The organism is Pedobacter aquae, assembly GCF_008195825.1.
GTDB classification, from domain to species: Bacteria; Bacteroidota; Bacteroidia; order Sphingobacteriales; family Sphingobacteriaceae; genus Pseudopedobacter; species Pseudopedobacter aquae.
Map to the genome: position 1 here is coordinate 3,265,712 of NZ_CP043329.1, position 24,940 is coordinate 3,290,651.

21 protein-coding genes and 1 pseudogene are annotated in these 24,940 nt (G+C 35.1%); 13 read left to right on the forward strand and 9 right to left on the reverse strand.

Annotation, left to right across the window (positions count from 1 at the left end; translation table 11 throughout):
* Window positions 1–69: 69 nt before the first annotated feature.
* Entirely contained in the window at window positions 70–984 is a 915-nt protein-coding gene (locus tag FYC62_RS14390) for a hypothetical protein (protein WP_149075434.1), read from the reverse strand.
* Between the two features lie 53 nt (window positions 985–1,037).
* On the opposite strand from FYC62_RS14390, the gene meaB reads away from it, so the two are divergent.
* Complete coding sequence (gene meaB / locus FYC62_RS14395) at window positions 1,038–1,934, forward strand: methylmalonyl Co-A mutase-associated GTPase MeaB (protein ID WP_149075435.1); 897 nt, start codon at window positions 1,038–1,040, stop codon at window positions 1,932–1,934.
* Here the strand turns inward: meaB and FYC62_RS14400 are convergent.
* Complete coding sequence (locus tag FYC62_RS14400; RefSeq protein ID WP_149075436.1) at window positions 1,918–3,207, reverse strand: aminopeptidase P family protein; 1,290 nt, start codon at window positions 3,205–3,207, stop codon at window positions 1,918–1,920. The genes meaB and FYC62_RS14400 overlap by 17 nt on opposite strands.
* Window positions 3,208–3,366: 159 nt before the next feature.
* Here FYC62_RS14400 and FYC62_RS14405 point away from each other — a divergent pair, with 159 nt between their 5' ends.
* The 7 genes and pseudogenes from FYC62_RS14405 to FYC62_RS14430 all read left to right on the forward strand — a co-directional run bounded on the left by FYC62_RS14405 (window position 3,367) and on the right by FYC62_RS14430 (window position 12,228).
* Window positions 3,367–4,812: an OmpA family protein gene (locus tag FYC62_RS14405; RefSeq protein WP_149075437.1), complete on the forward strand. Its 1,446-nt coding sequence runs from the start codon at window positions 3,367–3,369 to the stop codon at window positions 4,810–4,812.
* Between the two features lie 69 nt (window positions 4,813–4,881).
* Window positions 4,882–5,025, forward strand: coding sequence for a DUF6728 family protein (locus FYC62_RS18065; RefSeq protein ID WP_317131496.1), 144 nt, complete (start codon window positions 4,882–4,884; stop codon window positions 5,023–5,025).
* Between the two features lie 25 nt (window positions 5,026–5,050).
* A pseudogene (locus FYC62_RS14410) lies at window positions 5,051–5,430 on the forward strand (RidA family protein).
* Window positions 5,430–6,353, forward strand: coding sequence for an EamA family transporter (locus FYC62_RS14415; RefSeq protein WP_149075438.1), 924 nt, complete (start codon window positions 5,430–5,432; stop codon window positions 6,351–6,353). The pseudogene FYC62_RS14410 and the gene FYC62_RS14415 overlap by 1 nt, the downstream one beginning before the upstream one ends.
* Window positions 6,346–8,451 carry an ATP-dependent DNA helicase RecG gene (recG, locus tag FYC62_RS14420; protein WP_149075439.1) on the forward strand — a complete coding sequence of 702 codons (2,106 nt, stop codon included), beginning with the start codon at window positions 6,346–6,348 and terminating at the stop codon, window positions 8,449–8,451. Before FYC62_RS14415 ends, recG begins: the two co-directional genes overlap by 8 nt.
* Window positions 8,452–8,469: 18 nt before the next feature.
* The gene (locus FYC62_RS14425) at window positions 8,470–9,738 is read left to right on the forward strand and encodes an MFS transporter (RefSeq protein WP_240534751.1); all 1,269 of its coding nucleotides are present in this window, start codon (window positions 8,470–8,472) and stop codon (window positions 9,736–9,738) included.
* 36 nt (window positions 9,739–9,774) lie between these two features.
* On the forward strand, window positions 9,775–12,228 hold the full coding sequence (locus FYC62_RS14430) for a DUF5686 and carboxypeptidase regulatory-like domain-containing protein (protein ID WP_149075440.1): 2,454 nt from the start codon (window positions 9,775–9,777) through the stop codon (window positions 12,226–12,228).
* 33 nt (window positions 12,229–12,261) lie between these two features.
* Here the strand turns inward: FYC62_RS14430 and FYC62_RS14435 are convergent, their stop codons facing one another.
* A complete protein-coding gene (locus FYC62_RS14435; protein ID WP_081987637.1) occupies window positions 12,262–12,498 on the reverse strand; it encodes a PLDc N-terminal domain-containing protein in 237 nt (78 codons plus the stop codon).
* 30 nt (window positions 12,499–12,528) lie between these two features.
* Entirely contained in the window at window positions 12,529–14,292 is a 1,764-nt protein-coding gene (locus tag FYC62_RS14440) for an ABC transporter ATP-binding protein (protein WP_149075441.1), read from the reverse strand.
* Between the two features lie 189 nt (window positions 14,293–14,481).
* On the opposite strand from FYC62_RS14440, the gene FYC62_RS14445 reads away from it, so the two are divergent.
* Window positions 14,482–17,244: a TonB-dependent receptor gene (locus FYC62_RS14445; protein ID WP_149075442.1), complete on the forward strand. Its 2,763-nt coding sequence runs from the start codon at window positions 14,482–14,484 to the stop codon at window positions 17,242–17,244.
* 62 nt (window positions 17,245–17,306) lie between these two features.
* Here FYC62_RS14445 and FYC62_RS14450 read toward each other — a convergent pair whose 3' ends face one another.
* Window positions 17,307–17,522 (reverse strand): CsbD family protein, encoded by a 216-nt coding sequence (locus FYC62_RS14450; RefSeq protein WP_039451927.1) that lies wholly within the window; start codon window positions 17,520–17,522, stop codon window positions 17,307–17,309.
* A gap of 130 nt (window positions 17,523–17,652) precedes the next feature.
* Here FYC62_RS14450 and FYC62_RS14455 point away from each other — a divergent pair, with 130 nt between their 5' ends.
* Window positions 17,653–18,240, forward strand: a complete 588-nt coding sequence (locus FYC62_RS14455) for a porin family protein (RefSeq protein WP_149075443.1) — start codon at window positions 17,653–17,655, stop codon at window positions 18,238–18,240.
* Window positions 18,241–18,292: 52 nt separating this feature from the next.
* Here the strand turns inward: FYC62_RS14455 and FYC62_RS14460 are convergent, their stop codons facing one another.
* Both FYC62_RS14460 and FYC62_RS14465 read right to left on the reverse strand, forming a co-directional pair.
* Window positions 18,293–19,498, reverse strand: coding sequence for an anhydro-N-acetylmuramic acid kinase (locus FYC62_RS14460; RefSeq protein WP_149075444.1), 1,206 nt, complete (start codon window positions 19,496–19,498; stop codon window positions 18,293–18,295).
* Window position 19,499: 1 nt separating this feature from the next.
* Window positions 19,500–20,660, reverse strand: a complete 1,161-nt coding sequence (locus tag FYC62_RS14465; protein ID WP_149075445.1) for an iron-containing alcohol dehydrogenase — start codon at window positions 20,658–20,660, stop codon at window positions 19,500–19,502.
* A 124-nt stretch (window positions 20,661–20,784) separates the two neighbouring features.
* Here FYC62_RS14465 and FYC62_RS14470 point away from each other — a divergent pair, with 124 nt between their 5' ends.
* Both FYC62_RS14470 and FYC62_RS14475 read left to right on the forward strand, forming a co-directional pair.
* A complete protein-coding gene (locus tag FYC62_RS14470) occupies window positions 20,785–21,972 on the forward strand; it encodes a class I SAM-dependent rRNA methyltransferase (protein WP_149075446.1) in 1,188 nt (395 codons plus the stop codon).
* A 46-nt stretch (window positions 21,973–22,018) separates the two neighbouring features.
* Window positions 22,019–22,513, forward strand: a complete 495-nt coding sequence (locus FYC62_RS14475) for a DUF2452 domain-containing protein (protein ID WP_149075447.1) — start codon at window positions 22,019–22,021, stop codon at window positions 22,511–22,513.
* Window positions 22,514–22,615: 102 nt separating this feature from the next.
* On the opposite strand, the gene FYC62_RS14480 is transcribed toward FYC62_RS14475, so the two are convergent.
* Window positions 22,616–23,281 carry a Rossmann-fold NAD(P)-binding domain-containing protein gene (locus FYC62_RS14480; protein WP_149075448.1) on the reverse strand — a complete coding sequence of 222 codons (666 nt, stop codon included), beginning with the start codon at window positions 23,279–23,281 and terminating at the stop codon, window positions 22,616–22,618.
* 66 nt (window positions 23,282–23,347) lie between these two features.
* On the opposite strand from FYC62_RS14480, the gene FYC62_RS14485 reads away from it, so the two are divergent.
* The gene (locus tag FYC62_RS14485; RefSeq protein ID WP_039451914.1) at window positions 23,348–24,034 is read left to right on the forward strand and encodes an OmpA family protein; all 687 of its coding nucleotides are present in this window, start codon (window positions 23,348–23,350) and stop codon (window positions 24,032–24,034) included.
* A gap of 52 nt (window positions 24,035–24,086) precedes the next feature.
* On the opposite strand, the gene FYC62_RS14490 is transcribed toward FYC62_RS14485, so the two are convergent.
* The gene (locus FYC62_RS14490) at window positions 24,087–24,902 is read right to left on the reverse strand and encodes a maleylpyruvate isomerase N-terminal domain-containing protein (RefSeq protein WP_149075449.1); all 816 of its coding nucleotides are present in this window, start codon (window positions 24,900–24,902) and stop codon (window positions 24,087–24,089) included.
* Between the last annotated feature and the right edge of the window lie 38 nt (window positions 24,903–24,940).

Here is a 24,940-nt window from a genome sequence, read left to right on the forward strand (position 1 = left end):
GGACAAAAACTCTGTTTTGAGGGATTAGCCAATAAGAGTTTTGTGCGTATTGATTATCCATTTCTTGCTCTAAATCTGCAGGAGCAACACCAGTAAAAACATTTTTTTAACGATTTCTAAAGCACATTTATTAGCAGCCCAACGCTGGCTTATAGAATAGTAATTAGGATTTTTATTTTCTATTATATTATCAATATCGTTTTTTGTGAAGATAACTTTTTGTTTAATGGCAGGCACTTTTTGATAAATTACTATCAACGCTAAAAACAATATTAAAAAGTAACCTATATATCTATGGTTCTTGGTTTTAATAGCTTGTCTGCAAACAAGAATTAGCGCTATCATAAGTAAGCAACTTATAGTAAAACGTTGAGCCACTACAATTAATCCGATAGCTAATAAGCATAAACAAGCTATCATTAACCATTTTTTATATAATTTAGATGGATTTAGAAGTGATATCCATAAAGCTATAAACGCAATGCTATAGAGTAAGCTAAGTTCTGTATGGTAGGGGCCCAACACAGAACGTATATTTCCACCTCTTGCGATAATTTCTTTATAAAGTGGCTGATGAGATAATACCCACCCTAAATCTACACTGATGCACAGAACTCCACAAAGGCCAAAAAATAAAACTAAACGTCTAATTGTTGCCTCTTGCGGTGTTTTAGCGAAAGTAAAAACTAAGGGCAATAGCCATAAAAAGCTATTTTTAAAAAGGATGTCTAACCACAAGGCTTTATCGCTGGTATTCCAAAAACTTAAACAAATTAAAATATATAGTCCTATAAAAAAGTAATGCTTTAGCTTTATAGGGTTTGGTTTTTGATGTTGATAAAAGTTGAATATGGCAATCAAAAGCATCAAAACAAGAGAAATAGATAAAACCGCTCTAGAAAAAAACAATCCAAAGATGAGTAAAAAACAAGTTGCCTCTAAAGCATGTTCTTTTAATAAAGAATAAATGCTTGCTTTAGCCATCTTGCTCATTTTAAATTGATATTTTTACTTGAAACACGACCAAAGTTAAACTAATGTTAGACAAGGCAAAAAAACTATTAGCAAGTATTCATTCTGGAGATGTTAAATCTCTTGCCAGAGCTTTAACTATCGTAGAAAATGATTTAGCTGGGGCTGATGATATTTTGAAATCTTTACATCCACAACAAACTCCGGTTATTGGCGTAACAGGTCCGCCGGGGGCTGGTAAAAGCACTTTATTAAATAGTTTGCTTGGTAATTTAGCAAAAAAAGGTAAAAGGATAGCAATTTTAGCGGTAGACCCCACTTCGCCATTTAGTTTTGGTTCTTTGTTAGGAGACCGTATACGGATGAAAGATCAATTCAATCATCCAAATATTTTTATACGTTCTTTAGCTACCAGAGGTGCTTTAGGAGGCTTGTCTGGCAAAACAATAGAAATGACTGATGTTTTAAAAGCGGCTCATTTCGATTTTATTTTTGTAGAAACCGTTGGTGTTGGGCAGTCTGAAGTTGAAATTGCTGGCCTGGCAGATTTAACTATGGTAGTTCTGGTTCCAGAATCTGGTGATGAAATACAGCATATCAAATCGGGCTTAATGGAAATTGCTGATGTTTTTATCGTCAATAAATCAGACAGGCCAGACGCTCAATTATTTACTATAGGACTTAACAAATTAATTAGGGAAAAGCATCAGCAAATAAAAGTTTTCAATACCGTAGCCGATAAGGGGACAGGCGTTTTAGAGCTTGCCGATGAAATTTTGGCTTTTAAACCTCATGCTGGGCTTAAGAAAATAGAATTGCTTACCCAGAAAGCTTGGCAGCTGATTCAGCATTACAGAATGAGAGATATTCAAAAAAATAAGCTTCAGCAAAAAATTACCGAAGCTTATCATCCTCATTTTAATATTTATCAGTTTATAGAAACTTTTATGCGTTCATCATAGCTTCTATTTCTTCTGCTTCTATGGGGATATGCGCCATTAAATCTACTGGGCCGTTTGCAGTTACTAAAATATCGTTCTCTAGCCTGATGCCTAAATTTTCTTCCAAAATATAAATTCCTGGTTCGCAGGTTAAAATATTACCAGCTTCAAATGGCTTATACCTGTCAGAAATATCATGAACATCTAAACCTAAATGATGCGATGTGCCATGCATGAAATATTTTTTGTAGGCCGGTACAGCCGGATTTTGTTTAGCCACATCATGTTTGTCTAGTAAACCAAGCTTTATCAATTCGTTGGTCATAATTTTACCTACCTCTTCATGATATTCGTTCCAAATGGTGCCAGGTACCAACATCTTTTTTGCTTCTTTAAAAACATGTAAAACAGCATTATAAACATCTTTTTGGCGTTTGGTAAAACGGCCGTTAACCGGAATAGATCTGCTTAAATCTGCATTATAGTTGGCGTATTCTGCTGCAAAGTCAAATAATATAACATCACCATCTTTACAAGGTTGGTTATTATCATTATAATGAAGGATACAAGCATTTCTTCCGGAAGCTATAATAGGCTCGTAAGCATGGCCTGTTGCGCCTTGCTTGATAAACTCATGAATAATTTCTGCCTCAATCTCATACTCCATTACTCCCGGCTTAACAAATTTTAATACCCTGTTAAAGGCATCTCCGGTAATGTTACATGCTTTTTGTGTGATAGTAATTTCTGTATCAGATTTTACCATCCTTAAATTGCGCATAATAGGCGCAACACGTTGGTAATGATGTAAAGGATATTTCGATTTTAAATCCTCAATAAACCTCAAATCACGATAAGGTACATGATTTGCGTAACGATCATTCTCATTAGTATTGAGGTAAATATGGTCTGCATAATGGATAATGGCCGATAAAATATTCCAAAAATCATCTAACCAATAAATGTTTTTAATGCCAGAAACACGTTGAGCTTCTTCTTTTGTATACTTATGGCCTTCCCAAATAGCGATATGCTCATTTGTTTGTCTTAAAAAAAGGACTTCTTTGTACAAAGGATTAGGACAATCTGGAAAAAGTAACAAAATTGTTTGCTCTTGGTCTATTCCAGATAGGTAGTATAAGTCTGGATTCTGCTTAAATTTATATAATTGATCCCCACTTCTGGTATATTCGTCGTTTGAATTAAAAATGGCTAAGCTGCTTTTTTTTAGTTGCTTAGCTAGATTATTGCGGTTTAAAACAAATAAATCCGCGTTTTCTGTAATGTATTTCATGAAACTAATTTAAGAAACCCTATTTTAAATCGTCCGTATAAACTTTAGATATTAAAAAATATTTTGGAATGAAGTTTGATAAGTTGCTCATGTCAAACTTAAAATTTATTTTTACGACAAATTACAATTAAAATTGTTTAACCTTTAAAAAAAATGATTATGAATTATTCTACATTGAAGAAAACGGTCGCTTTATCATTAGCAACTGCTTTCGCTGTAGCGGCACATGCGCAGGTTACTCCTGCTACTACGTCGTCGTCTGCAAAAACTTTCGGAGGGAGAGGCCAGTACAGAACTTGGACTTTTGGTGTTAACGCTGGTGGTTCTTTACCTTTAAGCATTATTGGCGGTACTAATGATTTCGGTAAAAACGTTGAATTCGGTGAGCATACTATGGGTTTTTACTATGGTATCTCTGTAAGAAAGCAATTAGCGCACTCTTTTGGCTTACAAGGTAACTTAAGCAGAGGTAATGTTATTGCTTATAACAAAGGTGTTGGTACTTTCATACCAGGTGATGCAAGAGCATTTAGTACTGCAAAAACAGAAGTACAATACGATATTAATTTAAGTGGAGTTGTTAACGTAGCAACAGTAGATTTCTTAAGAAGAGAGAATGCAGTTAATTTCTACGTTTCTGCTGGTTACGGTTTAATCGCTTTTAACCCAACTTTATATACTACTTACGCTGGTGGCGATGGTACTCCTGCAGTAAACAACAAAGGTTTATATGGTGATGAAGGTTCTAATGACTACATCAGACAAGCTTACATTCCTGTAGGTGCTGGTGTTAAATTCAAACTATCTGACCGTGTTGCTTTAGATTTTGGTTATGATACTAAATTTATTGATGGAGATAACTTTGACGGTGTTTATGCTGGTGGTACTTCAAAAGATAAATTCTCTGTTGTACGTGGTGGTTTAGAATTCTCTTTAGGTTCTAAAGCTAAACCAGATTTAAACTGGGTTAATCCAATTGCAATGATGTATGATGAATTGAAAGATCCTACATTACGTCAAGAAGTTGAAGCTTTAAAAGGTCGTGTTACTAACGTTGAGCAATCTGTTCAAGATCTTAAAAAAGATTCTGATGGTGACGGTGTTGCTGATCACTTAGACAAATGCCCTAACACACCTGCTGGTGCTAAAGTTGATGGTGCTGGTTGCGAGTTAGATACTGACGGTGACGGTGTGCCAGATTGGAAAGATGATTGTCCTACTGAAAAAGGTACTGCAGAATTAAACGGTTGTCCTGAAATGGGTTCAGCTACTATGTCTGGTGTTGATAATATTCAATTCGAGTATAACTCATCAGTTTTAAGAACTTCTGCTTACCCTACATTAGATAAAATCTCTTCTGCTTTAAGAGCTAATAAAACTCAAGGTCTTCAATTAGATGGTCACGCTTCTGAAGAAGGTACTGATGCTTATAACATGCAATTATCTGTTGATAGAGCTAATGCAGTTAAAACTTATTTAGTTAACTCTGGTGTAGATGCAAAAAGAATTTCTACAAAAGGTTACGGTGAAAGCCGCCCTATTGCATCTAATGCAACTGAAGAAGGACGTGTTAAAAACCGTCGTGTTGAATTCAGACAGAAATAATTAAAACAAATTTTAAGAAAAGGGAGTTCTTGCAAAAGGACTCCCTTTTTTATTTTATAAATTTGTATTATGTTATATTTCTTTAGAAAGAAAGACCCTAACAGGCCAGATAATTTTAATCTGAGAGTTATGCACTGGATAAACAAAACAGCTATCATTGTTTTTTTATTAGGCTTAATTTGGAAACTGTTAGATTGGTTTGTTTTGCATTAAGAGACAACCATTTAAAATTTAAATAATGAAAAAAATCATCAATACGCCTTTGGCGCCAGCGCCAATAGGCCCTTATAGTCAGGCTGTATTAGCTGGCAATACCTTATATGTTTCTGGTCAGATAGCCCTACATCCAGATAGTGGTCAAATTATAGACGGTACTTTAGAGTTAGAAACCAAACAAGTAATGTCTAACCTGAAGGCGGTTTTAGAAGCAGCAGAGATGGATTTTAGCCATGTAGTAAAACCTCTATTTTTTTAAGTGATATGTCTTATTTTGCTCAAGTAAATGAAATTTACGGGCAATATTTTACTGGAAATTACCCGGCAAGAGAAACTGTGGCGGTTAAAACATTACCTAAAAATGTTAATGTAGAAATATCTGTTATTGCCGTTAAAGCTTAATGAGCTTAAAATTAAAATGTTTTTTAGCGGCATTATCTGCAAATATTATTTGGGGTTTTGTAGCTGTTCCAATAAGGTTTGTACAGAACTACGAGGCAGAGCAAATACTTTTTTGTAGAATTATAGCTTCTTTAATTATCTGCTGGTTATTTATTGCTTGTTTCCAGAGAAAGCAGTTAAGGGTTGATATCAATACCTTAACATCAGCTCCAAAAAAAGAAAGAAAAACCTTAATTCTCTTATTGCTTACCTCTGGTGTTTTAATCACTTTTAATTGGTACGCTTTCATTTATGTTATCAATCATGTGAGCCTTAACTCTGCAGCTTTTGCTTACATGATTTGCCCTTTGATAACAGCTTTATCTGGCTTTATGATTTTAAAAGAGGATATCAATAACCAAAAAATTGTAGGAATTATGATAGCACTTATAAGTGTGCTTATTCTTGCAACGGGCTCATTACATGAAGTTCTATGGTCTATCATCACCGCAAGTTTTTATGCATTTTATTTAATTGTACAAAGGGTTATCAAAGCATTTAATAAGATTAATATGCTGGGTTTGCAATTAATTATTGCTTTTATAGTGATTTTACCTTTATACCTCAATTTAGGATTAAGCCTTCCTACTAACTTAAACTTTTGGTTTGATATTATCATTATAGCCGTTTTATTTACTTTGATACCTCTATTTTTAAGTTTATTTGCTTTAGGCGGTTTACCTTCTTCTACGGTTGGGATTATTATATATATTAATCCGGTTATTGCATTTGGTGTAGCATTTTTATATTTTCATGAGGGTATTACTTTAATTCAGGGATTTGCATATTTATTACTAGTAATTGCAGTCATCATATTTAATTGGAAAATATTATCGGGTACAATACGTAAATTAGCGACAAGAGAAGCTACAGATTTTGAATGATCAATTATTTAAAACTCCTATAGAGTATCTAAAAGGTGTTGGTCCGCAAAGGGCAGAAATTCTTAAAAAGGAAGCAGCAATTTTCAAATATGAAGATTTACTATCCTATTATCCTTTTAGATATATTGATAGAACGCAGTTTTATAAAGTAGCAGAAGCAACCCCAGATTTAGCACATGTTCAAATATTAGTAAGGCTAAAGTCTTTTGAGGTCATCGGCGAAAAGCAAAGTAAAAGATTAATAGCCAAAGCTTATGATGATAGTGCCGAGATAGAATTGGTATGGTTTCAAGGAATTAGATGGGTAGAGAAAAACCTGAAATTAAATCAGGTTTATATCATTTTCGGGAAACTCAATCATTTCAATGGTAAAGCGCAAATGGCTCATCCAGAAATGGAGCTTTTTTCTAAGGAAAATGTAACCAAGGGCAATTTAAGCTTACAGCCTGTTTATTCATCAACAGAAAAGTTAAAACAATTTTCATTAGACACGAAGGGCATACAAAAGCTAACGGCTAATGTGTTAGAGCAATTGGCCGATAAAATAGAGGATGTTTTACCGCATTACATCCTACAGAAATACAAATTAAACTCACACAAAGAAGCTTTACTACACATACATTTCCCTACTGATAGCAAATCTTTAAAAAGAGCCCAAACAACCTTAAAATTTGAAGAGCTATTCTTTATTCAGCTAAAAATGTTGAGGAGTAAGCTATTAAGAACCTATAAGTTTAAAGGTAACGTGTTTAGCCAAGTTGGCGATAAGTTCAATTATTTTTACGAGAACCTATTACCATTTTCTTTAACTAATGCACAAAAGAGAGTGATTAAAGAGATAAGATCTGATACCCAAAAAGGTATTCAGATGAATAGATTGGTGCAAGGCGATGTTGGTTCTGGTAAAACAGTAGTTGCTTTAATGAGCATGCTTTTAGCTATTGATAATGGCTATCAAGCTTGTTTAATGGCGCCAACAGAAATTTTAGCAACGCAGCACTACCACTCTTTAAAAGCCTTGTTAAAGGATGATTTTGTAGAAATAGCTTTATTAACAGGCTCAACTAAAAAGAAAGAGCGTAAAGTACTTTTTGAAAAGTTAGCCAGCGGAGATTTAGCTATTTTAATTGGTACGCATGCTTTAATAGAGGATACCGTACAGTTCAAAAATTTAGGATTGGTTGTGATAGATGAGCAGCATCGTTTTGGTGTAGAGCAAAGAGCTAAACTCTGGCGTAAAAATGTGATACCGCCTCACGTTTTGGTAATGACAGCTACACCCATACCTCGTACCCTAGCCATGACTTTGTATGGAGATTTAGATGTATCCATGATTGATGAGTTACCTGCGGGTAGAAAACCTATAGAAACCATTCATCTCTATGAAACACAACGCCTGAGAATGTTTGGCTTGATGAAGCGAGAAATTGCCCTAGGCAGGCAAGTGTATATGGTTTATCCGCTTATTCAGGAAAGTGCTAAACTAGATTTAAAAAATTTAATGGATGGTTTAGAGGTAATGGCCAGAGAGTTTCCATTGCCACAATATAAATTTAGCGTTGTGCATGGGCAATTAACTGCAAAGGATAAAGAATATGAAATGCAGCGCTTTGTAAAGGGAGAAACCCAAATTATGGTAGCTACTACAGTTATTGAAGTTGGGGTAAATGTGCCTAATGCTTCTGTCATGATTATTGAAAATGCGGAGCGCTTTGGATTATCACAACTGCATCAATTAAGAGGAAGAGTGGGAAGAGGGGCAGAACAATCTTACTGTGTGTTGATGTCTGGCGTAAAACTAAGTAAAGAGGCAAAAATAAGATTAGAGACTATGGTAAGAACCAATGATGGTTTTGAAATCTCAGAAATTGATTTACAATTACGTGGTCCGGGAGATATAGAAGGAACTCAACAAAGTGGTATTTTAGACCTTAAATTGGCTGATATTTCTCAAGATCAACAAATACTGCAAGAAGCTAGAAAAACAGTGATAGAAATTTTTGAGGAAGACCCAGACTTAAATTTAGAAAAACATCAGACCTTAAAAAAGTTCTTCTCTGTAAAGAGAAACGGAATCTCATTAGATAAAATATCTTAAAATTATAAATAGACAACATTGGCAGCTACTTCAAACGACCCCTACATAGCACTAAAATTTCCAGAATTTAGGTATTTCTTAGGGATGAGATTTTTCTTTACCATAGGTTATCAGATACAAGCCGTAGTATTGGGTTGGTATGTTTATAATATTACCAAAGACCCGCTTTCCTTGGGTTTAATAGGTTTAGCAGAAGCTATTCCTTCTATTGGCATTGCTTTATATGGCGGTTATGTGGCAGACAAATCAGACAAAGCGGTTTTAATAAAATGGGTGGTTGGTTTAATGGTTTTAGCGTCTTTTGCTTTATATGTTGTAACCACACCCAGTATTGTTGCATTATTAGGAACCTCCAAAGTTATTACTGCTATTTACAGTATCATTTTTATAGTTGGTATTGCAAGAGGTTTCTTCTCGCCAGCAGCTTTTTCTTTAATGGCGCAAATTATACCACGAGAGCATTATCCAAATTCTTCTACCTGGAATAGCTCTATTTGGCAAATTGCAGCTATTGTAGGGCCTGCTTTGGGAGGTTTATTATACGGCTTTATAGGTGTGCATACTACCTTATTAATTATTGTTGCAAGTATTTCTATTTCTTTTTTTGGCACCTTTTTCTTTAAAAGTGTACCGCCTACTTATGTACGTAAAACCAGTATTTACGAAAGTTTATCAGAAGGTTTAAAGTTTGTTTTTAAAACCAAAATGCTTGTTGGCGCCTTAAGTTTAGATTTGTTTTCGGTGTTTTTTGGTGGTGCTGTAGCTTTAATTCCGGTAATTGCAAGCGAGGTTTTAAAAGTAGGCGCTCAAGAGTTTGGCATGATGAGGGCTGCACCCGCTTTAGGCGCTGTTTTAACCATGTTAATGATGACCCGTTTCTCTCCCATGGGCAAACCTTGGCGCAATCTTTTGTTTGCTGTAGCTGGTTTTGGAATATCAATTATAGGCTATGGTTTATCAAGAAATTTATACCTCACGCTTTTCTTTTTGTTTTTAGAAGGCGCTTTTGATAGTGTAAGCGTCATTATTCGCTCTACCATTTTACAATTGCTTACGCCTGATGAAATGCGAGGCAGGGTATCAGCGGTTAATGCCATGTTTATAGGCTCTTCAAATGAGATTGGTCAGTTTGAATCTGGTTTAACAGCAAAATTGATGGGCACTGTACCAGCCGTTTTATTTGGTGGGAGCATGACTTTAGTAGTAGCGGCTGTTACCTGGATGAAGACTCAAAAACTTATTCCCAAAACTTTACATGATATTAGCAAGGGTGAAGAAAATTTGTAATAAAATCATCCAACATCTATCTTATTAAATAAATATATGAGAATAGCTTTACTAATTTCTTTTTTACTTCTTTCTGGACTTGTGTCTGCACAAAGCATAACCATAAAAGGTAGAGTTAGTGATGGGCAAGGAGCCCCTATTCCCTTTGCTACTGTTTACCTTAAAAATTCTACCGTAGGTACATCAGCCAATAGTGAAGGCGAATATGCGCTAAAATTAACAACAGGTAAAAAGGAAATTATTTTTAGGGCAGTGGGCTATAAGCTGCTTGAAAAGTCTTTAGAACTATCTACCAACTTAAATCTCAATATTACCTTAGAAAGCGAAATTTATCAATTAAAAGATGTTGTGGTAAAAGCTGGTGGTGAAGACCCTGCTTATGCTATCATCAGAAAAGCCATCAAAGAAAGAAAAAAGCATCTTAAAGAAAATGATGCCTATACAGCAGAAGTTTATATTAAAGGCTTGCAAAAATTACTAAAAGCACCTAAAAAGTTTTTAGGTAGAGATATTGATAAACTAGCAAAGCAGGCAGGACTAGATTCTAACAGAACGGGAATAGTTTACCTCTCAGAATCGCAATCTAAACTTAGCTATAAAGCCCCTGAATATAAAGAGGAAATGCTATCCTCTAAGGTATCTGGCAGTAACCGAGCCTTCAGCTTTAACCGGGCTAGCGATATGAATATTAATTTCTATGAGAACTTACAAAGCCTGGGCGATTTAAGTAATAGACCATTTATTTCTCCTATCGCAGATAATGCACTTTTTTATTATGATTACAAATTGCTTGGTTCTTCATTTGAAAATGGCCAGGAAATAAACAAAATTCAATTGATACCTAAAAGAGGCTATGACCCAGCTTTTAAAGGTTATATCTACATTATAGAAAACAGTTGGCGCATTTATAGTTTAGATGTTTTGATGACTAAAGAGTCGAACATTAAAATTTTAGATAGCTTAAAAATTAGTCAGCAATACTATACTGTAAATAAAAATAAATGGATGCCTGCTTCTGTAAAATACGAGTTTACAGGCGGTTTATTAGGTTTTAGATTTGGTGGATATTTTATAGCTCTTTATAGTAATTATAATTTGAACCCCAATTTCAAAGAAAAGGAGTTTAAAGAAGTACTAAAAATCACGAAAGAAGTTAATCAAAAAGACACCAGCTATTGGGCTCAGGTACGCCCGGTTCCGCTTACTGTGGATGAAGAAAAAGATTATCAGAAAAAGGATAGCTTGGCAAGAAAAAGAGAATCAAAACCTTATTTAGATTCTTTAGACAGCGTAAACAATAAATTTAAATGGAAATCCTTTTTATTGATGGGAGGCTATAACCCACGCAATCGTTTTAAGAACGAATTTTATAGCTTCAATTCTCTGCTAGGTTCTTTTTCATACAATACGGTAGAAGGTTTTGTGATGAATTATGAGGCAGGCTACAGAAAGAAAATTGATACCCTAAATAACCGTTACCTTGGCGTAAGTGGTAAATTGCGTTATGGGTTTTCTAACAAGCTTTTTAATGCTAGTATGAAAGCCAATATTCCTGTTCTTACCAGTGCTACTTTAGCTCTAGGCTTAGGGTCTGATGTAGTTGACTTAAACAACCGCGGTTCTGTTAAACCTTTGTATAATAGCATCAGTAGTTTGTTTTACGAGCGTAACCTCTCTAAATTTTATCAAAAAAGATTTGTTAATGCCAGTTTATCAGGAAGAATTATAGGTGGTTTAAGAGGGCAGGTTTATAGCGAATGGGCTAATAAAAAATGGCTGCCTAATACTTCTTCATATACCATTATAGATAAGGATAACCGAGATTTTACCTCTAATAATCCTTTTATGCCTTTGGCAGATGTGCCCTTATTTCCTGCATATCAATCATTGAAAATTGGTTTAGGCTTATCTTATAACTTTAGTAATAAATACGTAAGCTATCCTAGTGGCAGGTATTATAATCAAACTCTATATCCAACTTTAGCGCTTAACTACACTAAAGGTATGAAGGGTGTTTTTGCCTCCGATGTTGATTATGATTTAATAGAGCTAAGTTTATCCAAAAACGATGTAAAAACCGGCTTCTACGGCAGCTTTAATTTTTATATTGGAGCCGGTAAGTTTATCAATAATAGGGCTGTTTTTTACCCAGATCTAAAGCACTTTAGAGGAAACCAAATTAGAGTTTTTGAAGAAACTGGAAATACTTTTATGTTCTTAGACTATTACACTCATAGTACATCAAACCAATATATAGAAGGGCATTTTGAGCATAATTTTTCTGGATTTTTTACCAACAAAATTCCGCTCATTAGAAAGCTGAGGTTAAAAGAGCTTATAGGTGTTAATTATCTAACCACCTCAACATTACAAAATTATCATGAGCTATTTGTTGGCCTACAATATTTGAATATTAAGGCTTATGTGGGTAAATCTTTTATTGGCAATCGAGAATCACAATCTGGTTTGAGATTAGCTATCGGTTTATAAAACCAACGCTTAAGCTAATGGCATAAAAGACCCTTAAAATTTCTTACGAGCAGCAACAGGCTTAGCCCAAAAGAAATAAATGATAGCGCCAAGAAGTGGTATCAGAATTACAATTAATAACCAAACCAATTTGAGGTTGGCAGACAAGTTCTCGTTAAAGAAAATATCTTTAGCGGTTACCAAAGCCACCAATAAAGGGAAAAAGAACAAACCAGCAAGCAGCATAAAATAGCCGGTTTGTGATAGTTGTAATAATACAGATAACATCATGAGCTATATTTTAGTCATCAATACACAAAATTAAACAAAAGCTTTATCGTTTAGCCTTTTTTCGCCAATTTGTTGTCTCCACATGGCATAGTACAAGCCTTTTTCAGCTAATAAATGTTCATGTTTACCAACCTCAACAATATGGCCACGCTCTAAAACAAAAATCCTATCGGCATGCATAATGGTTGATAAACGGTGGGCAATTAAAATGGTTATTCTTTCCTTTCCTCCAGATACATCTCTGATGGTTTCTGTAATCTCTTCTTCTGTAATGGAGTCTAGCGCTGATGTTGCCTCATCAAAAACTAAAATATCTGGCTGTCTTAAAAGCGCTCTGGCGATAGATAATCTTTGCTTCTCGCCACCAGAAACTTTAACACCACCTTCGCCAATAACGGTATTTAAACCAGCATCGGCCCTAGCCAATAAAGACTGGCAAGCAGCTTTTTGTAAAACCTGCATACAAGCTTCATCCGTTGCGTTTGGACTCACAAAAAGTAAATTCTCTCTTATAGTACCAGAAAAAAGCTGAGTATCTTGAGTTACAAAACCAATACGCTCTCGCAGCTCATCCAAATCTATTTCATTACTATGGATGCCGTTATAATTTACCTCGCCTTCTTGTGGCTGGTATAGCCCAACCAGTAATTTTACCAAAGTAGTTTTACCAGAGCCAGAAGGGCCAACAAATGCAATAGTTTCTCCTTTTTTTACGCTAAAGCTGATGTTGTGCAAAGCCGGAGCCAAGGCGGTTAAATGCTGAAAGCTTAAATTTTTAAGCTCTAACTCATGAATTGGGCCGGTATGTTTCGGGTGCAAAGGTTTAACCTCTTTTGGTGTGTTTAAGGTTTTTTGGAAATTATTTAAGGATGCTTCTGCCTCCCTATAAGTTAAAATGATATTACCAAACTCTTGTAATGGGCCAAATAAGAAGAAAGAGTAAAACAAAAATGTAAAGTACTGCCCTGCCGATATATCATTTTTAAAGATGAGCAAGAGTAAAATTACCACCATACTGCTTCTAACGAGGTTTACGGTTGTGCCTTGTAAAAAGCTCATGCTACGTACATATTTTACTTTTTTAAGCTCAAGGTCTAGAATTTTATAAGTGGTATTGTTTAATCTGTTAATCTCTTGGTTGGCTAAACCTAAGCTTTTAACCAGTTCTATATTTCTTAAAGATTCTGTTGTAGCGCCAGCCAAAGAGGTAGTAGCACCAACAATTTTCTTCTGTATGGTTTTTATTTTTTTACTCAAAAACCAACTCACTACAAATATTAAAGGTATAGAAGCAAAATAAACTAGCGTAACTTTATAGCTTACAGTTAAAGAGTAAATAATCACAAAAACCATCCCTACCAAACTTGTAAATAAGATATTGATAAAAGCGATGATAAACTTTTCAGAATCTGTACGCACTTTTTGTAAGATACCTAAGGTTTCTCCGCTACGTTGGTCTTCAAAAGTTTGATAAGGTAATTGTAGTGAGTGTGCTAAGCCATCAGCATACATTTTAGCACCCAATTTCTGGGTAATGATGTTAGCAAAATAATCCTGAAAGTTTTTAGCAATACGAGATACCATAGCCGCACCAACAGCCAAACCTACCAGTTTTAAAACACCTAAAGTGAATTCAGACTCTGTTAAATCATCCTTTTTATTGATGAAATTATCTACAATTTTACCAGTAATATGAGGGTCTATTAAAGAGAAACATTGGTTAATAGCGGCAAATAATAGTGCTAAACCTATTAAACCTTTATATCCTTTTAAATACTGAATAAGAATTTTCATGAAACAACGCTACAATACTTCGCAAATATAGAATTGATTCATGGCTAATGTCTCATTTGCCAGTAATATTTAAAAGCGTTTAACTGACATTTATTTGTAGCGTAAAAGTTACAGCTATTATTTAAAGGTGTTTAAACTTAAATCAAAAAAAATAGTCCTTATTTTGCACAAACTCACCTAAACGTATAAATGAAAAAATTTTTCATCAGTATTGCATTTACCTTAATTTGCTTACAAGCCTTAGCACAAAGGCAGCCTTTAACAGTCTCGGGCCAGTTAAAAGATTCAACAGGAGTTACTGTCATTGGGGCTTCTGTAAAATTGGTATCAACTTTAGATACGGTTTTAACTACATCAGATTTAGACGGAAATTTCACCTTCAGAAACATTAAATCTCCGGTTTTTACGCTTTCTATTTCAGCTTTAGGTTATAAAGCTATGACCAAGAGTTATACTTTAGAACGCCAAAGAGGGCAACAAGTATTAACATTGGGCAATATCATATTAGCAACCGATAGCAGACAGCTGGGCGAAATAGTAGTTGATGGTACGCCTGATGTATTGGTTAAAGAAGATACCTTACAATATAAAGCAGACAGATATAAGCTAAAAGAAAACGCCTTAGCAGAAGATTTATTAAAGAAATTGCCTGGTGTAGAGGTTGATAGAGAAGGTAATGTTACCGCACAAGGTAAAGCTATTACCAGAGTACGCGTAAACGGAAAAGATTTTTTTGGTGGCGATGTTAAAACCGCAACACAACAAATTCCGGCAGATTTACTAGAAAACGTCCAGGTTATTGATGATTATGGCGATAGAGCTAACCTAACAGGGGTAAGGGATGGCGAGCCAGAAAGAATCTTAAATTTCACCATAAGACCCGATAGAAATAAAGGTTATATCACCAGAGGAACCGTAGGTGCAGGTAATTTAGATCGTTACCAAGCATCGGTTTTTGCTGCTAATTTTAATAATGCCAGACAAATATCAGCGTTAGCAAATTTAAATAATACCAATGCAAATATTTTCAGTTTAACGCAAGGTACTGGCGGTGGCGGTGGTAGAGGCGGTCGTGGTGGTTTTGGCGGCGGCAATGCAGATGGTTTAACCAACATTAGATCATTAGGTTTAAACTTTCGTGATGAGTGGAGCAAGAAAGTAACCGCTTATGGTAGCTACAGTATTGCTTCTAGAGATAACAATACTTTTAATAGGTCTTTTCAACAGATACTTGATGCCAATACAGTAGTACAAAACTTGGATTCTGGCAATGTAGATAATGGCAACCTAAGTCATAGGTTTGATTTTAATATCGAGTATAAAATAGATTCTTTAAACTATTTAAAAATTACGCCAAGGTTTAGCTATGCAACAGGCGATGAGGTAGATATCTCAACATTCTCTATCAATAATGACAATAATCTTTTCTCTAACGGTCGTATCAATGATTTTAGCGATTCAAGATCTCCTAATTTTAGTACTGCTATTTTATTTAATCATAGGTTTAGAAAGGCTCAAAGAAATTTGGCTTTAACCGCAGATATTAGCACCAACTCAAACTTAAGAAATCAAGAAACAGAGAATTTTAATTTTTTGGCAGCTAATCCAAATGATTTAGAATATCAGCGACAGCTTATAGAAAATGATAATGGAAATGATAACCTAAGATTGGGCTTTTCTTATAACGAGCCTTTATCTAAAACAGCAGGTTTAGAGTTCAATTATGAATACAACTATAACAACATAAAAAATAACAGAACGGTATTATCTACCCAAATACAAAATGCAACACCTTTAGTTGATGAAGATTTAAGTAACGAATACGAATTTCAGTTTGTTACCAACAGGTTTGGGCTAAATTATCGGGTAAGACAGGCTAAGTACAACTATTCTATAGGAATGGGTGTGCAGCCATCAGTTTTAACAGGTAATGCCATTACTTTAGACACTACCTTTAAAACTAAAGTGGTAAATATTTTCCCTACCGGAAGGTTTAACTATAAATTCTCTAGAACAAAAGAGCTTACCGTAAGCTATAGTGGCAGAAGTAACCAGCCTAGTTATAATCAATTACAACCAGTAACAGATAATTCAAATCCGCAATTTCCGGTAAAGGGTAATCCAGAGTTGGAGGCCGAGTTTAACAATAGTTTCAATATTAGGTTCAATAATTTTAATGCAGAGTCTGGCAGAACATTCTTTACAAATATTTCTTACAATTTTACTCAAGACAAAATTGTAACCAATACCGTTAGGATACAGAATTCTGCTATTGGGGCTTTGCAAGAAAGACAGTATTTAAATGCTAATGGTTTTTATGCAATAAATGGCTTTTATTTCTTCTCTAAAGCATTTAACGAGAAAAAATATACCTTAGGTTTAAGAGGGTCTGCTAATTATAATAATCAGGTTTCTTTTATCAATAGCCAAAGAAATATTGCAAGAAACACGGTTTTAAGTCAGCGTTTACAACTGCAAATACAACCAAAAGAGTGGTTAGAAATTGTACCAGCAGCAAGTTTTAGCTACAACCTTAATGATAATACCCTGAATGAAAGAGCAAATGCAAAAGTTAACACTTGGAGCTTTAGCTTTGATAGCAAGATTTATTTCACCAAAACATTTTTAATAGGTACACAGGCTGATAAAAACCTAAATAGCGGCTTTAATAGTGTTAGCGTAAATCCTTTCATCATTAACGCTTATCTAGAAAAACAATTCTTTAAAGGCAAAACAGGTGCGCTCAGGTTATCAGCATTTGATTTATTAGATGAAAACGTTGGTGTTAGCAATACTGTAAATGAAAACATTCGGGTAGAAAGAGAAAGCAACCGTTTGGCACAATATTTCATGCTTACGTTCACCATGCGTATCAATAAATTTGCTGGAAGAAATAATTTAGAACCCGAAATGGGAGAAGGACAAAGAAGATGGAGAGGGCCAAGTAATTAAAAGGCCAGGTTTTATAAAAGCAAAAGAGGTCTGATTTTTAAAAATCAGACCTCTTTTTTTTCTTAAAGCCTATTGTTTTCTATATTAATTAAACCTTTTTTAAGGGTAAAAACCACATATTCCCTATTTCTATGTAGTCTTTCTTGCAGATGATTGATGAGGTCATCCTCTTTACCAGGTGCAAAAACAAGGTCATCATCTGTTAAATGATTATATTTTCTTTTTAGCTTTATTTTTAGCCTATCCCAATCTTTTATAGCTATTGTAATCTCTGCCATGGTTTTATATTTGATACAAAAATAGAATAATGTACTTAATTGTAAAGGGATTTCCCTATCATTATTTATTATTAGAAACAATAATTTGGTCCAATTTGTGTTAATGTTAAGAACAAATTAAAAAATGAACATGAAAAAAATACTATTCTTGAGCTTATTTGCCATGTTGTGCGCAAGTAGTTCATTTGCTCAGTTTAATTTAGGGATAAAAGGGGGCTTAAATTACTCCACTATTAAAGCAGAAGATCAACAATTTGATGAGTCTGGAATTCTAGGGTATCAATTAGGTTTATGGTCTAGAATTGGTGGTAATTTCTACTTACAACCAGAACTTTACATAGGCTCTAAAGGTGCCGATTTTAAATTCCAAACCGCAGGAAGTACTGTAGTACAAAGTGGCGAAGCCAGATTTACAACTTTAGATGTTCCTTTATTATTAGGGGCTAAAATAGGTGGCGATAAACTGAACTTTAGGTTGATGGCGGGGCCAGCTTTTCAGTTTAATTTAAACACAGATGACGATGCTTTCTCACAAGCCATTAACCCAGATTTTTATAGATACAGAGATTTTGTAACCAACCTACAAGCTGGTGCTGGTGTTGATATTGGAAACCTATCGGTTGATTTAAGATACGAAACCAGCTTGCAAGACATCAATAAAAATGACGGATTAAGCCAAAGTTTATTACACCTAAGCTTAGGGTTCAAGATTTTTTAATTATAAATGATAAGACTTAAAAAGCCGATTTTGGAACCAAAATCGGCTTTTTCTATTCCGGAAAGCTCAGTTTTCCCATACTAATTTTGGGTAACTTTTCTTGATTTGGGAAGTCATAGTCATCAGGCTGGCCACACAAAGTTTCATTAGCCAATAAAGCAAATAATAAAGCCTCTTTAGCATCGGGGTTTACACCCAAAATCTCTTGCATGCTTATAAAAGTAATACCCGGCAAATGATGCATTAAGCGTTCTACCAAAAGTGGATTATGCATGCCGCCGCCACTCATCAACATTTCTATTTTTCCGCTTACGCTGATGTTCTCCTGAATAGCTTTAGCAATACCTAAGGCGGTAAATTCGCATAAGGTTGCCAAAACATCTTCTTCTTTTAAATGGATGGTATTACTTTTTTGTTGCGCCTCATTTAAATACACCAAATTAAAATGCTCTGGTCCGGTGCTTTTTGGAATGGGTGTTGTAAAAAAATCATCAGCTAATAAAGCCTCTAATAAATCATGATTTAAGCTTCCTTTTTTAGCGTATTTAGCATCCTCATCAAAATACAAATTGAATTTTTGCATCATGAAATGGTCTAATATTGTATTTCCAGGACCAACATCGGTAGAGAAAATATTTTCCGACTTTCTTTTAGCCGGTAAATAAGTAAAATTAGCTATACCGCCAATATTCAATAAAATCCTATCTATTTCTTCATCAGCAAAAAGCAAATAATCACCATAAACAGCAAGCGGAGCGCCTTCTCCACCTGCTGCAATACTTTTTTGTCTGAAATCACTTAGCGTGATAATACCTGTTAAATGTGCGAGATGGTCGCCATCGCCTATTTGTAAAGTAGCATCGGGATAATTGTTAAGCTGATGCTTGATTTTGGGTGCATGGTAAACCGTTTGACCATGACTAGCAATAGCATCTATATCAGTTGCTGTATAAGCCCACTTTTTTAAAGTGTGGTTTATAATTTCAGCATGTTGCCTAGCTATTTGTGCATTTAGCAAGCATAGCAATTCTAAATCGACCGTTTTTTTAGAGAAAACTTGTTTAATAGCTTCTTTAAAGGAGCTTTCATAAGGGTAAGTTTCAAAATGTAAGATTTCTACCCTTGTACCTAAGCCAGCACCTTTAAATTTGCATAAAGCGATGTCTAAGCCGTCTAAAGACGTTCCAGACATGAGGCCAAGAATAATTCTCTCTTCTTTTTGAGCAATTTTGAAAAGCTTCTCTAAATTTTTATTCATCTTAATAACTCATGCTTACAATTTTGGCAACATCTGCCGGCGTGATAGATTTATGCTCACCCAAGGCTTTCCAGCCTCTTGTATTAAATCTTTCCTCAATACTTTCTGCGGTACCTTCGTAAGTTTCTGTATATTCAGAAAGTTTGGTTTTTATGTCCAAAGAATGGAAAAATTCTTCTGTTTTAGCAATAGCCTGTGTAGCTTTCTCTTCTACAGAACCTTCCTGGATATTCCAAACGCGTTCTGCGTATTGGGCTAATTTTTCTTTTTTCTGTGCTAAATGGTAGCGGTAATGGCTGGGTGCAATAATAGCTAAAGTTCTGGCATGGTCAATTCCGTATAAAGCAGTAAGTTCATGCCCTATGGCATGTACAGCCCAATCTGTTGGTACACCTTTTTGTATTAAACCATTTAGAGCCATGGTACAACACCACATAAAATCTGCCGCAGCGGTATAATCAGCTGGGTTTGCCATTACTTTTGGAGCAACTTCTATTAAAGTTTGCATAATGCTTTCAGCAAATCTGTCTTGTAAGCAAGCGCCAATAGGGTAAGTCATGTATTGTTCTAAAACGTGTGTATAAGCATCGGTTATACCGTTTGCAATTTGCCTTTGCGGGATAGATTTAATTACCTCGGGGTCTAAAATAGAAAAAGCAGGAAACAAGCCTGGGCCGCCCATTGCTAGTTTTTCTTTTGTTTCTGCTCTTGATATAACCGAACCAGAATTCATCTCAGAGCCTGTAGCAGGCAAAGTTAAAACAGTACCAAATGGCAAGGCAACTTCTGTTCTGATACCATGGGCTAAAATATGCCAAGGTTCTTCGCCTTCATATAAAGCGGCAGATGCAAGAAATTTAACACCATCTATCACAGAGCCTCCGCCAACAGCTAGTATATAATTGATGTTTTCTTTTTTAATGATAGCTAAAGCTTCCAGCAAGATGGCATATTCTGGGTTTGCTGGCACCCCACCAAACTCTATTATTTCAAAACCTTTTAAAGCTTGGGTAACTTGCTCATATACCCCATTGCTTTTGATACTTCCACCACCATAAACCATTAAAATTTTAGCATCTGCTGGTATTTCTTTGCTTAGGTTAGCAATTTGTCCTTTACCAAAAAGTATTTTGGTAGGATTTTTAAACTCAAAATTTAACATCTCTTATCAATTTATTACGCTCTTCTCTAACAAAAGTAGTTCCTCATAAGTTCTATTTTATCTTTAAAATGTAATGTTCCCTAATTTAAAGCATTATCAATCTCTTTAAGTATTTTTGCGCACTATGGTAGATATCATTCTAAAAAAGGCAAAAGAAAAAGCTGTTTTACAAAGACATCCTTGGGTGTTTTCTGGCGCATTGGCACAGGTTAAAGGTAAACCACAAAATGGCGATGTGGTTAAGGTTTTAGATGCTGATGCTGATTTTTTAGCTTATGGATATTATAACGACCAGTCTAGAGTAGCTGTAAGATTATTAGATTGGGATGAAAACGCTATCATAAATGAGCAGTGGTGGAAAGCCAAAATTGAAGCCGCAATAAAAGCTCGTGAACATCTACAAAATAATGATACCACCACATGTAGGTTAATTTTTAGTGAAGCTGATTATTTGCCTGGTTTAATTGTAGATAGGTTTGGAGATTATCTGGCTTTACAAATTCTTACCAGTGGCATAGAGAAAGTAAAAGAAACCATCGTCCATACTTTATCAACTTTATTAAATATTAAAGGTATTATTGATAAAAGTGACGCTTCTGCCCGGGCGCATGATGGCTTACAAACCCAACATGGTACTTTACTTTGGGGCCAGCTGCCACCAGAATTTGTAGAAGTTAAGGAGAATGGCGTTAAATACCTGATCAATATTTTAGAGGGACAAAAATCTGGTTTTTACTGTGATCAAAGAGATAATAGAAAAATAGTAGCTTCTTATGCCGCAGGTAAAAATGTTTTAGATTGTTTTAGCTATAGCGGAGGTTTTACTTTAAATGCTTTGCTAAATCAGGCTGCTGCTGTTACTGCTGTAGATAGCTCTGCTTTGGCTGTAGAAACTTTAAAAAAGAATATCCAACTTAACCAGTTTGATGAAGGTAAAGTTATTGCTGTACAGTCTGATGTAAATAAATACTTAAGGATATTGAAAGAGAAGGGACAAACTTTTGATGTTGTTGTACTAGACCCGCCCAAATACGCACCTTCTCGTTCTTCTTTAGACAGGGCCGCTAGGGCATACAAAGATCTTAACCGTTTAGGCATGCAAGTTCTTAAAAAAGGCGGTTTACTGGCTACTTTTAGTTGTTCTGGAGCTATGGATATAGAAACTTTTAAGCAAGTAATTGCTTGGGCCGCACTAGATGCCGGTAAAGAAGTTCAAATTATCTATCAGTTTTGCCAACCAGAAGATCATCCCGTAAGGATTTCTTTTAGCGAAGGCGAATATCTAAAAGGCTTATTTTGCAGAATTTATTAAAACTTTTCTGCTCCAGATAAGTTAATGCTAGCAAGTATTAGATAAAATGGAGCAGGATAACACTTCACAAAGCAAGGAAAAATCTCTTTATTATACGGGTGAAGCCAAATTTTCTCCGGTACCTTTAACGGTTAGCTCTCCGGTAATTAAACCTATTGATAAAAATAAGTTAAGGGCAAATGCGGTAGAGTCTATGCATATGCAGGCCAATCAGCAAATTACTATGTTGCGTAAGCAGGCAGAATTGATTATGGAGCAGGTTAAGGATATTGAGGAACGCCTAAAAATATCAGAATTGATTTACACTGCCGAGATGAAGTTCAAGCCCGTTATTGGGCAATTATATCATCTTTATCAAAAAGAGGATCATACCTTTTTGGTGAGTATGATAGCGCCAGCGGAGTGGGGCAGATCTAAAACCTTCAAAAAGTTTGTTTCTACAGTTAAGCTTTTAGCAGACCATACTTGGGAAGTTTTGGATAAATCATCTCTTAATTTTGATGACTTTGAAGAAGCCATGCCATTAAATCAGGATGTTTAAACTGATAGTTTAAATCTTTCACCAATTTATCTGGGTTAATGATTTTAAACTTCCCTTTCTCTTCTATAAAATCAGCTTCGGTGTTGTTATAGATAGCTGATGCTAAGCTGTAAAACTCTTTTTTGTTGGATGACTTGGAGCTGCAGCATGGATAGTTTTCCCCCAATAATCTTGCTTGATAACTTCTTCAATAATACCAATACAATCATCTAAATGGATAAGGTTAACAGGTATTAAACCATCTGGTATTTGAGTTTTACCACCAAAAAATCTTCCTGGATGACGGTTTGGTCCAATTAAACCAGACATTCTTATTACCGTAGTTTGGATATTTGGGTTATTTCTGAATACTTCTTCTGCTAGAAATAAGCGTTGTGCCGATGCATTTGCGCTGATGAAACTGTCCTCAAATACGACATCATTATTTTCTTCATAAACAGAAGTAGAGGAAACAAAAATTAATTTTTGGATCTTACTTTTGTTGATGTAGCTATTCAATCGAGCTAATTTATGTGGATAATCATCCGCATTGATATGATTTCTACCCGGCGGAACGTTAATGATTAATATCTCATTATCTAAAAATTCCATCAACTCAGCTTCATTAGACAAGTCGTCTAATTGTATCAAAAATGATACAATTGATTGTCTGCTAATTTCTTCAAGTTTATCTTGCTTAGTAGTAGAACCTTTTACCAATTTACCTGAACCGACAAGGGCTTTACCCAAAGGCATTCCCAGCCATCCGCAACCTAAAATACTTATCATCAAATTAATTTTTTATTTTTGGCATTCGCTTTGACAAACATCATTGTAAATATCAATATAAATAATATGAAAACTTCAAGATTAAAAATATCTGTTTTAGGATTAGCTTTTGCCATTGGCGCAACTACTATTTTACCTGGATGTGATTCTTTAACTAGCACACAAAAAGGGGCTGGTATTGGTGCTGCTGCTGGTGGTACTATTGGCGCTTTAATTGGCAACAAAGCTGGAAATACAGCTGTTGGAGCTATTATTGGTGGTGCTTTAGGTGGTACTGCGGGTGCTTTTATTGGTAGAAAAATGGATAGACAAGCAAAAGAATTAGAGCAATCTATACCAGGTGCTGAGGTTATCCCAGCAGGTGAAGGTATCATTGTTAAATTTGATTCTGGTTTATTGTTTGAATTTGGAAAATCAACCTTATCTACAGCTGCTAGACAAAACATAGATAACTTAGCGGCTTCTTTAAACAAATATCCTGATACTGATATCATGATTATTGGTCATACAGACGGTATTGGTTCTGATGCGGTTAATGATAGACTATCTTTAGAAAGAGCAAACGCAGTTAGATCTTATGCAGTTTCTAAAGGTGTAGATACTGGCCGTTTAAAATCTAGCGGTAAAGGTAAAAATGAGCCTATTGCTTCTAATGAAACTGAAGAAGGAAGAACACAAAACAGACGTGTTGAAATTGTAATTGTTGCTAACGAAGCCATGAAAGCAGAAGCTAAAGCAACTACCAACAACTAATAAATTTTAAGTGATGATACAGAAAGCATCTGCCTAAAAGCAGGTGCTTTTTTTATGCCATTACAGTAAGCATTTTTAATACCGGAAGCGCTAAATGACGCTCGCCATGGATTTGATAAAATTGGCCTGCCTCTTCTGCGTGAATGCCTTTGGAGAATAAAAGCCATGCAATTTGTTGGTCTATATAAATAAGTGCATCCGCTTGTTTATGCGCTTCATCAAAAACCCAAAATCTTTTATCTTTTTTAATGGTCCAGCGTTTGCCCGCAGGCCCTACAATTTCTACTGCTACACTTTTACCAATTTCTGCGTTAATTTTTTGATAGGTATAAGGCAGGGCTTCCATAATAATTTCTAAGTAGGGGCTATAAAATTTTGGTTCTAGAAGCTCCTGATTATTAAAAGCAAAACGTATTTGTTGTTGGTGAAGCCATCTTTCAGAATATTCTCTGGCAATATCAAACCAATTTTCTGAATGTGATTTTCCGGCCCATGTAACCGGAAAAAGAGCCATATCAAAAGGGTCTAAAGTCTCAAAATAAGCTATTAAATCATCTTGATATTTGCTTATCAGCTCTATTAAAATATTTGGGCTCAATCTTTTTGATGCAGCCACCCATTCCTTATTGATGTTATTAATATGGGCTAATAACTCTTCGTAAGTAGAAAATTCTTGTTGTAAATGTTGGTATTCATCTCTCCCTAAAGACAGCCTTCTTATGCTAGTATCTAACAAATGTGCTGCGATGTCTTTTACCGTCCAATCCTTACATACTGTAGCTCTTTGCCAATCTTTTTCATTCAATTGTTTAAGAAAATCTATTAAAGCTTGGTTTAAAGGCTGAAATAAGGGCAAGAAATCAATCATACCCCGAAAGATAATAAATACTGTAATTATGCCATAAA

Bases quoted from the DNA above. Each gene is read 5' to 3' on its own strand.
- FYC62_RS14390 (WP_149075434.1), bottom strand. From the start codon at position 984: ATGGCTAAAGCAAGCATTTATTCTTTATTAAAAGAACATGCTTTAGAG.
- meaB (WP_149075435.1), top strand. From the start codon at position 1,038: ATGTTAGACAAGGCAAAAAAACTATTAGCAAGTATTCATTCTGGAGAT.
- FYC62_RS14400 (WP_149075436.1), bottom strand. From the start codon at position 3,207: ATGAAATACATTACAGAAAACGCGGATTTATTTGTTTTAAACCGCAAT.
- FYC62_RS14405 (WP_149075437.1), top strand. From the start codon at position 3,367: ATGAATTATTCTACATTGAAGAAAACGGTCGCTTTATCATTAGCAACT.
- FYC62_RS18065 (WP_317131496.1), top strand. From the start codon at position 4,882: ATGTTATATTTCTTTAGAAAGAAAGACCCTAACAGGCCAGATAATTTT.
- FYC62_RS14415 (WP_149075438.1), top strand. From the start codon at position 5,430: ATGAGCTTAAAATTAAAATGTTTTTTAGCGGCATTATCTGCAAATATT.
- FYC62_RS14430 (WP_149075440.1), top strand. From the start codon at position 9,775: ATGAGAATAGCTTTACTAATTTCTTTTTTACTTCTTTCTGGACTTGTG.
- FYC62_RS14435 (WP_081987637.1), bottom strand. From the start codon at position 12,498: ATGATGTTATCTGTATTATTACAACTATCACAAACCGGCTATTTTATG.
- FYC62_RS14440 (WP_149075441.1), bottom strand. From the start codon at position 14,292: ATGAAAATTCTTATTCAGTATTTAAAAGGATATAAAGGTTTAATAGGT.
- FYC62_RS14445 (WP_149075442.1), top strand. From the start codon at position 14,482: ATGAAAAAATTTTTCATCAGTATTGCATTTACCTTAATTTGCTTACAA.
- FYC62_RS14450 (WP_039451927.1), bottom strand. From the start codon at position 17,522: ATGGCAGAGATTACAATAGCTATAAAAGATTGGGATAGGCTAAAAATA.
- FYC62_RS14455 (WP_149075443.1), top strand. From the start codon at position 17,653: ATGAAAAAAATACTATTCTTGAGCTTATTTGCCATGTTGTGCGCAAGT.
- FYC62_RS14460 (WP_149075444.1), bottom strand. From the start codon at position 19,498: ATGAATAAAAATTTAGAGAAGCTTTTCAAAATTGCTCAAAAAGAAGAG.
- FYC62_RS14465 (WP_149075445.1), bottom strand. From the start codon at position 20,660: ATGTTAAATTTTGAGTTTAAAAATCCTACCAAAATACTTTTTGGTAAA.
- FYC62_RS14470 (WP_149075446.1), top strand. From the start codon at position 20,785: ATGGTAGATATCATTCTAAAAAAGGCAAAAGAAAAAGCTGTTTTACAA.
- FYC62_RS14475 (WP_149075447.1), top strand. From the start codon at position 22,019: ATGGAGCAGGATAACACTTCACAAAGCAAGGAAAAATCTCTTTATTAT.
- FYC62_RS14480 (WP_149075448.1), bottom strand. From the start codon at position 23,281: ATGATAAGTATTTTAGGTTGCGGATGGCTGGGAATGCCTTTGGGTAAA.
- FYC62_RS14485 (WP_039451914.1), top strand. From the start codon at position 23,348: ATGAAAACTTCAAGATTAAAAATATCTGTTTTAGGATTAGCTTTTGCC.
- FYC62_RS14490 (WP_149075449.1), bottom strand. From the start codon at position 24,902: ATGATTGATTTCTTGCCCTTATTTCAGCCTTTAAACCAAGCTTTAATA.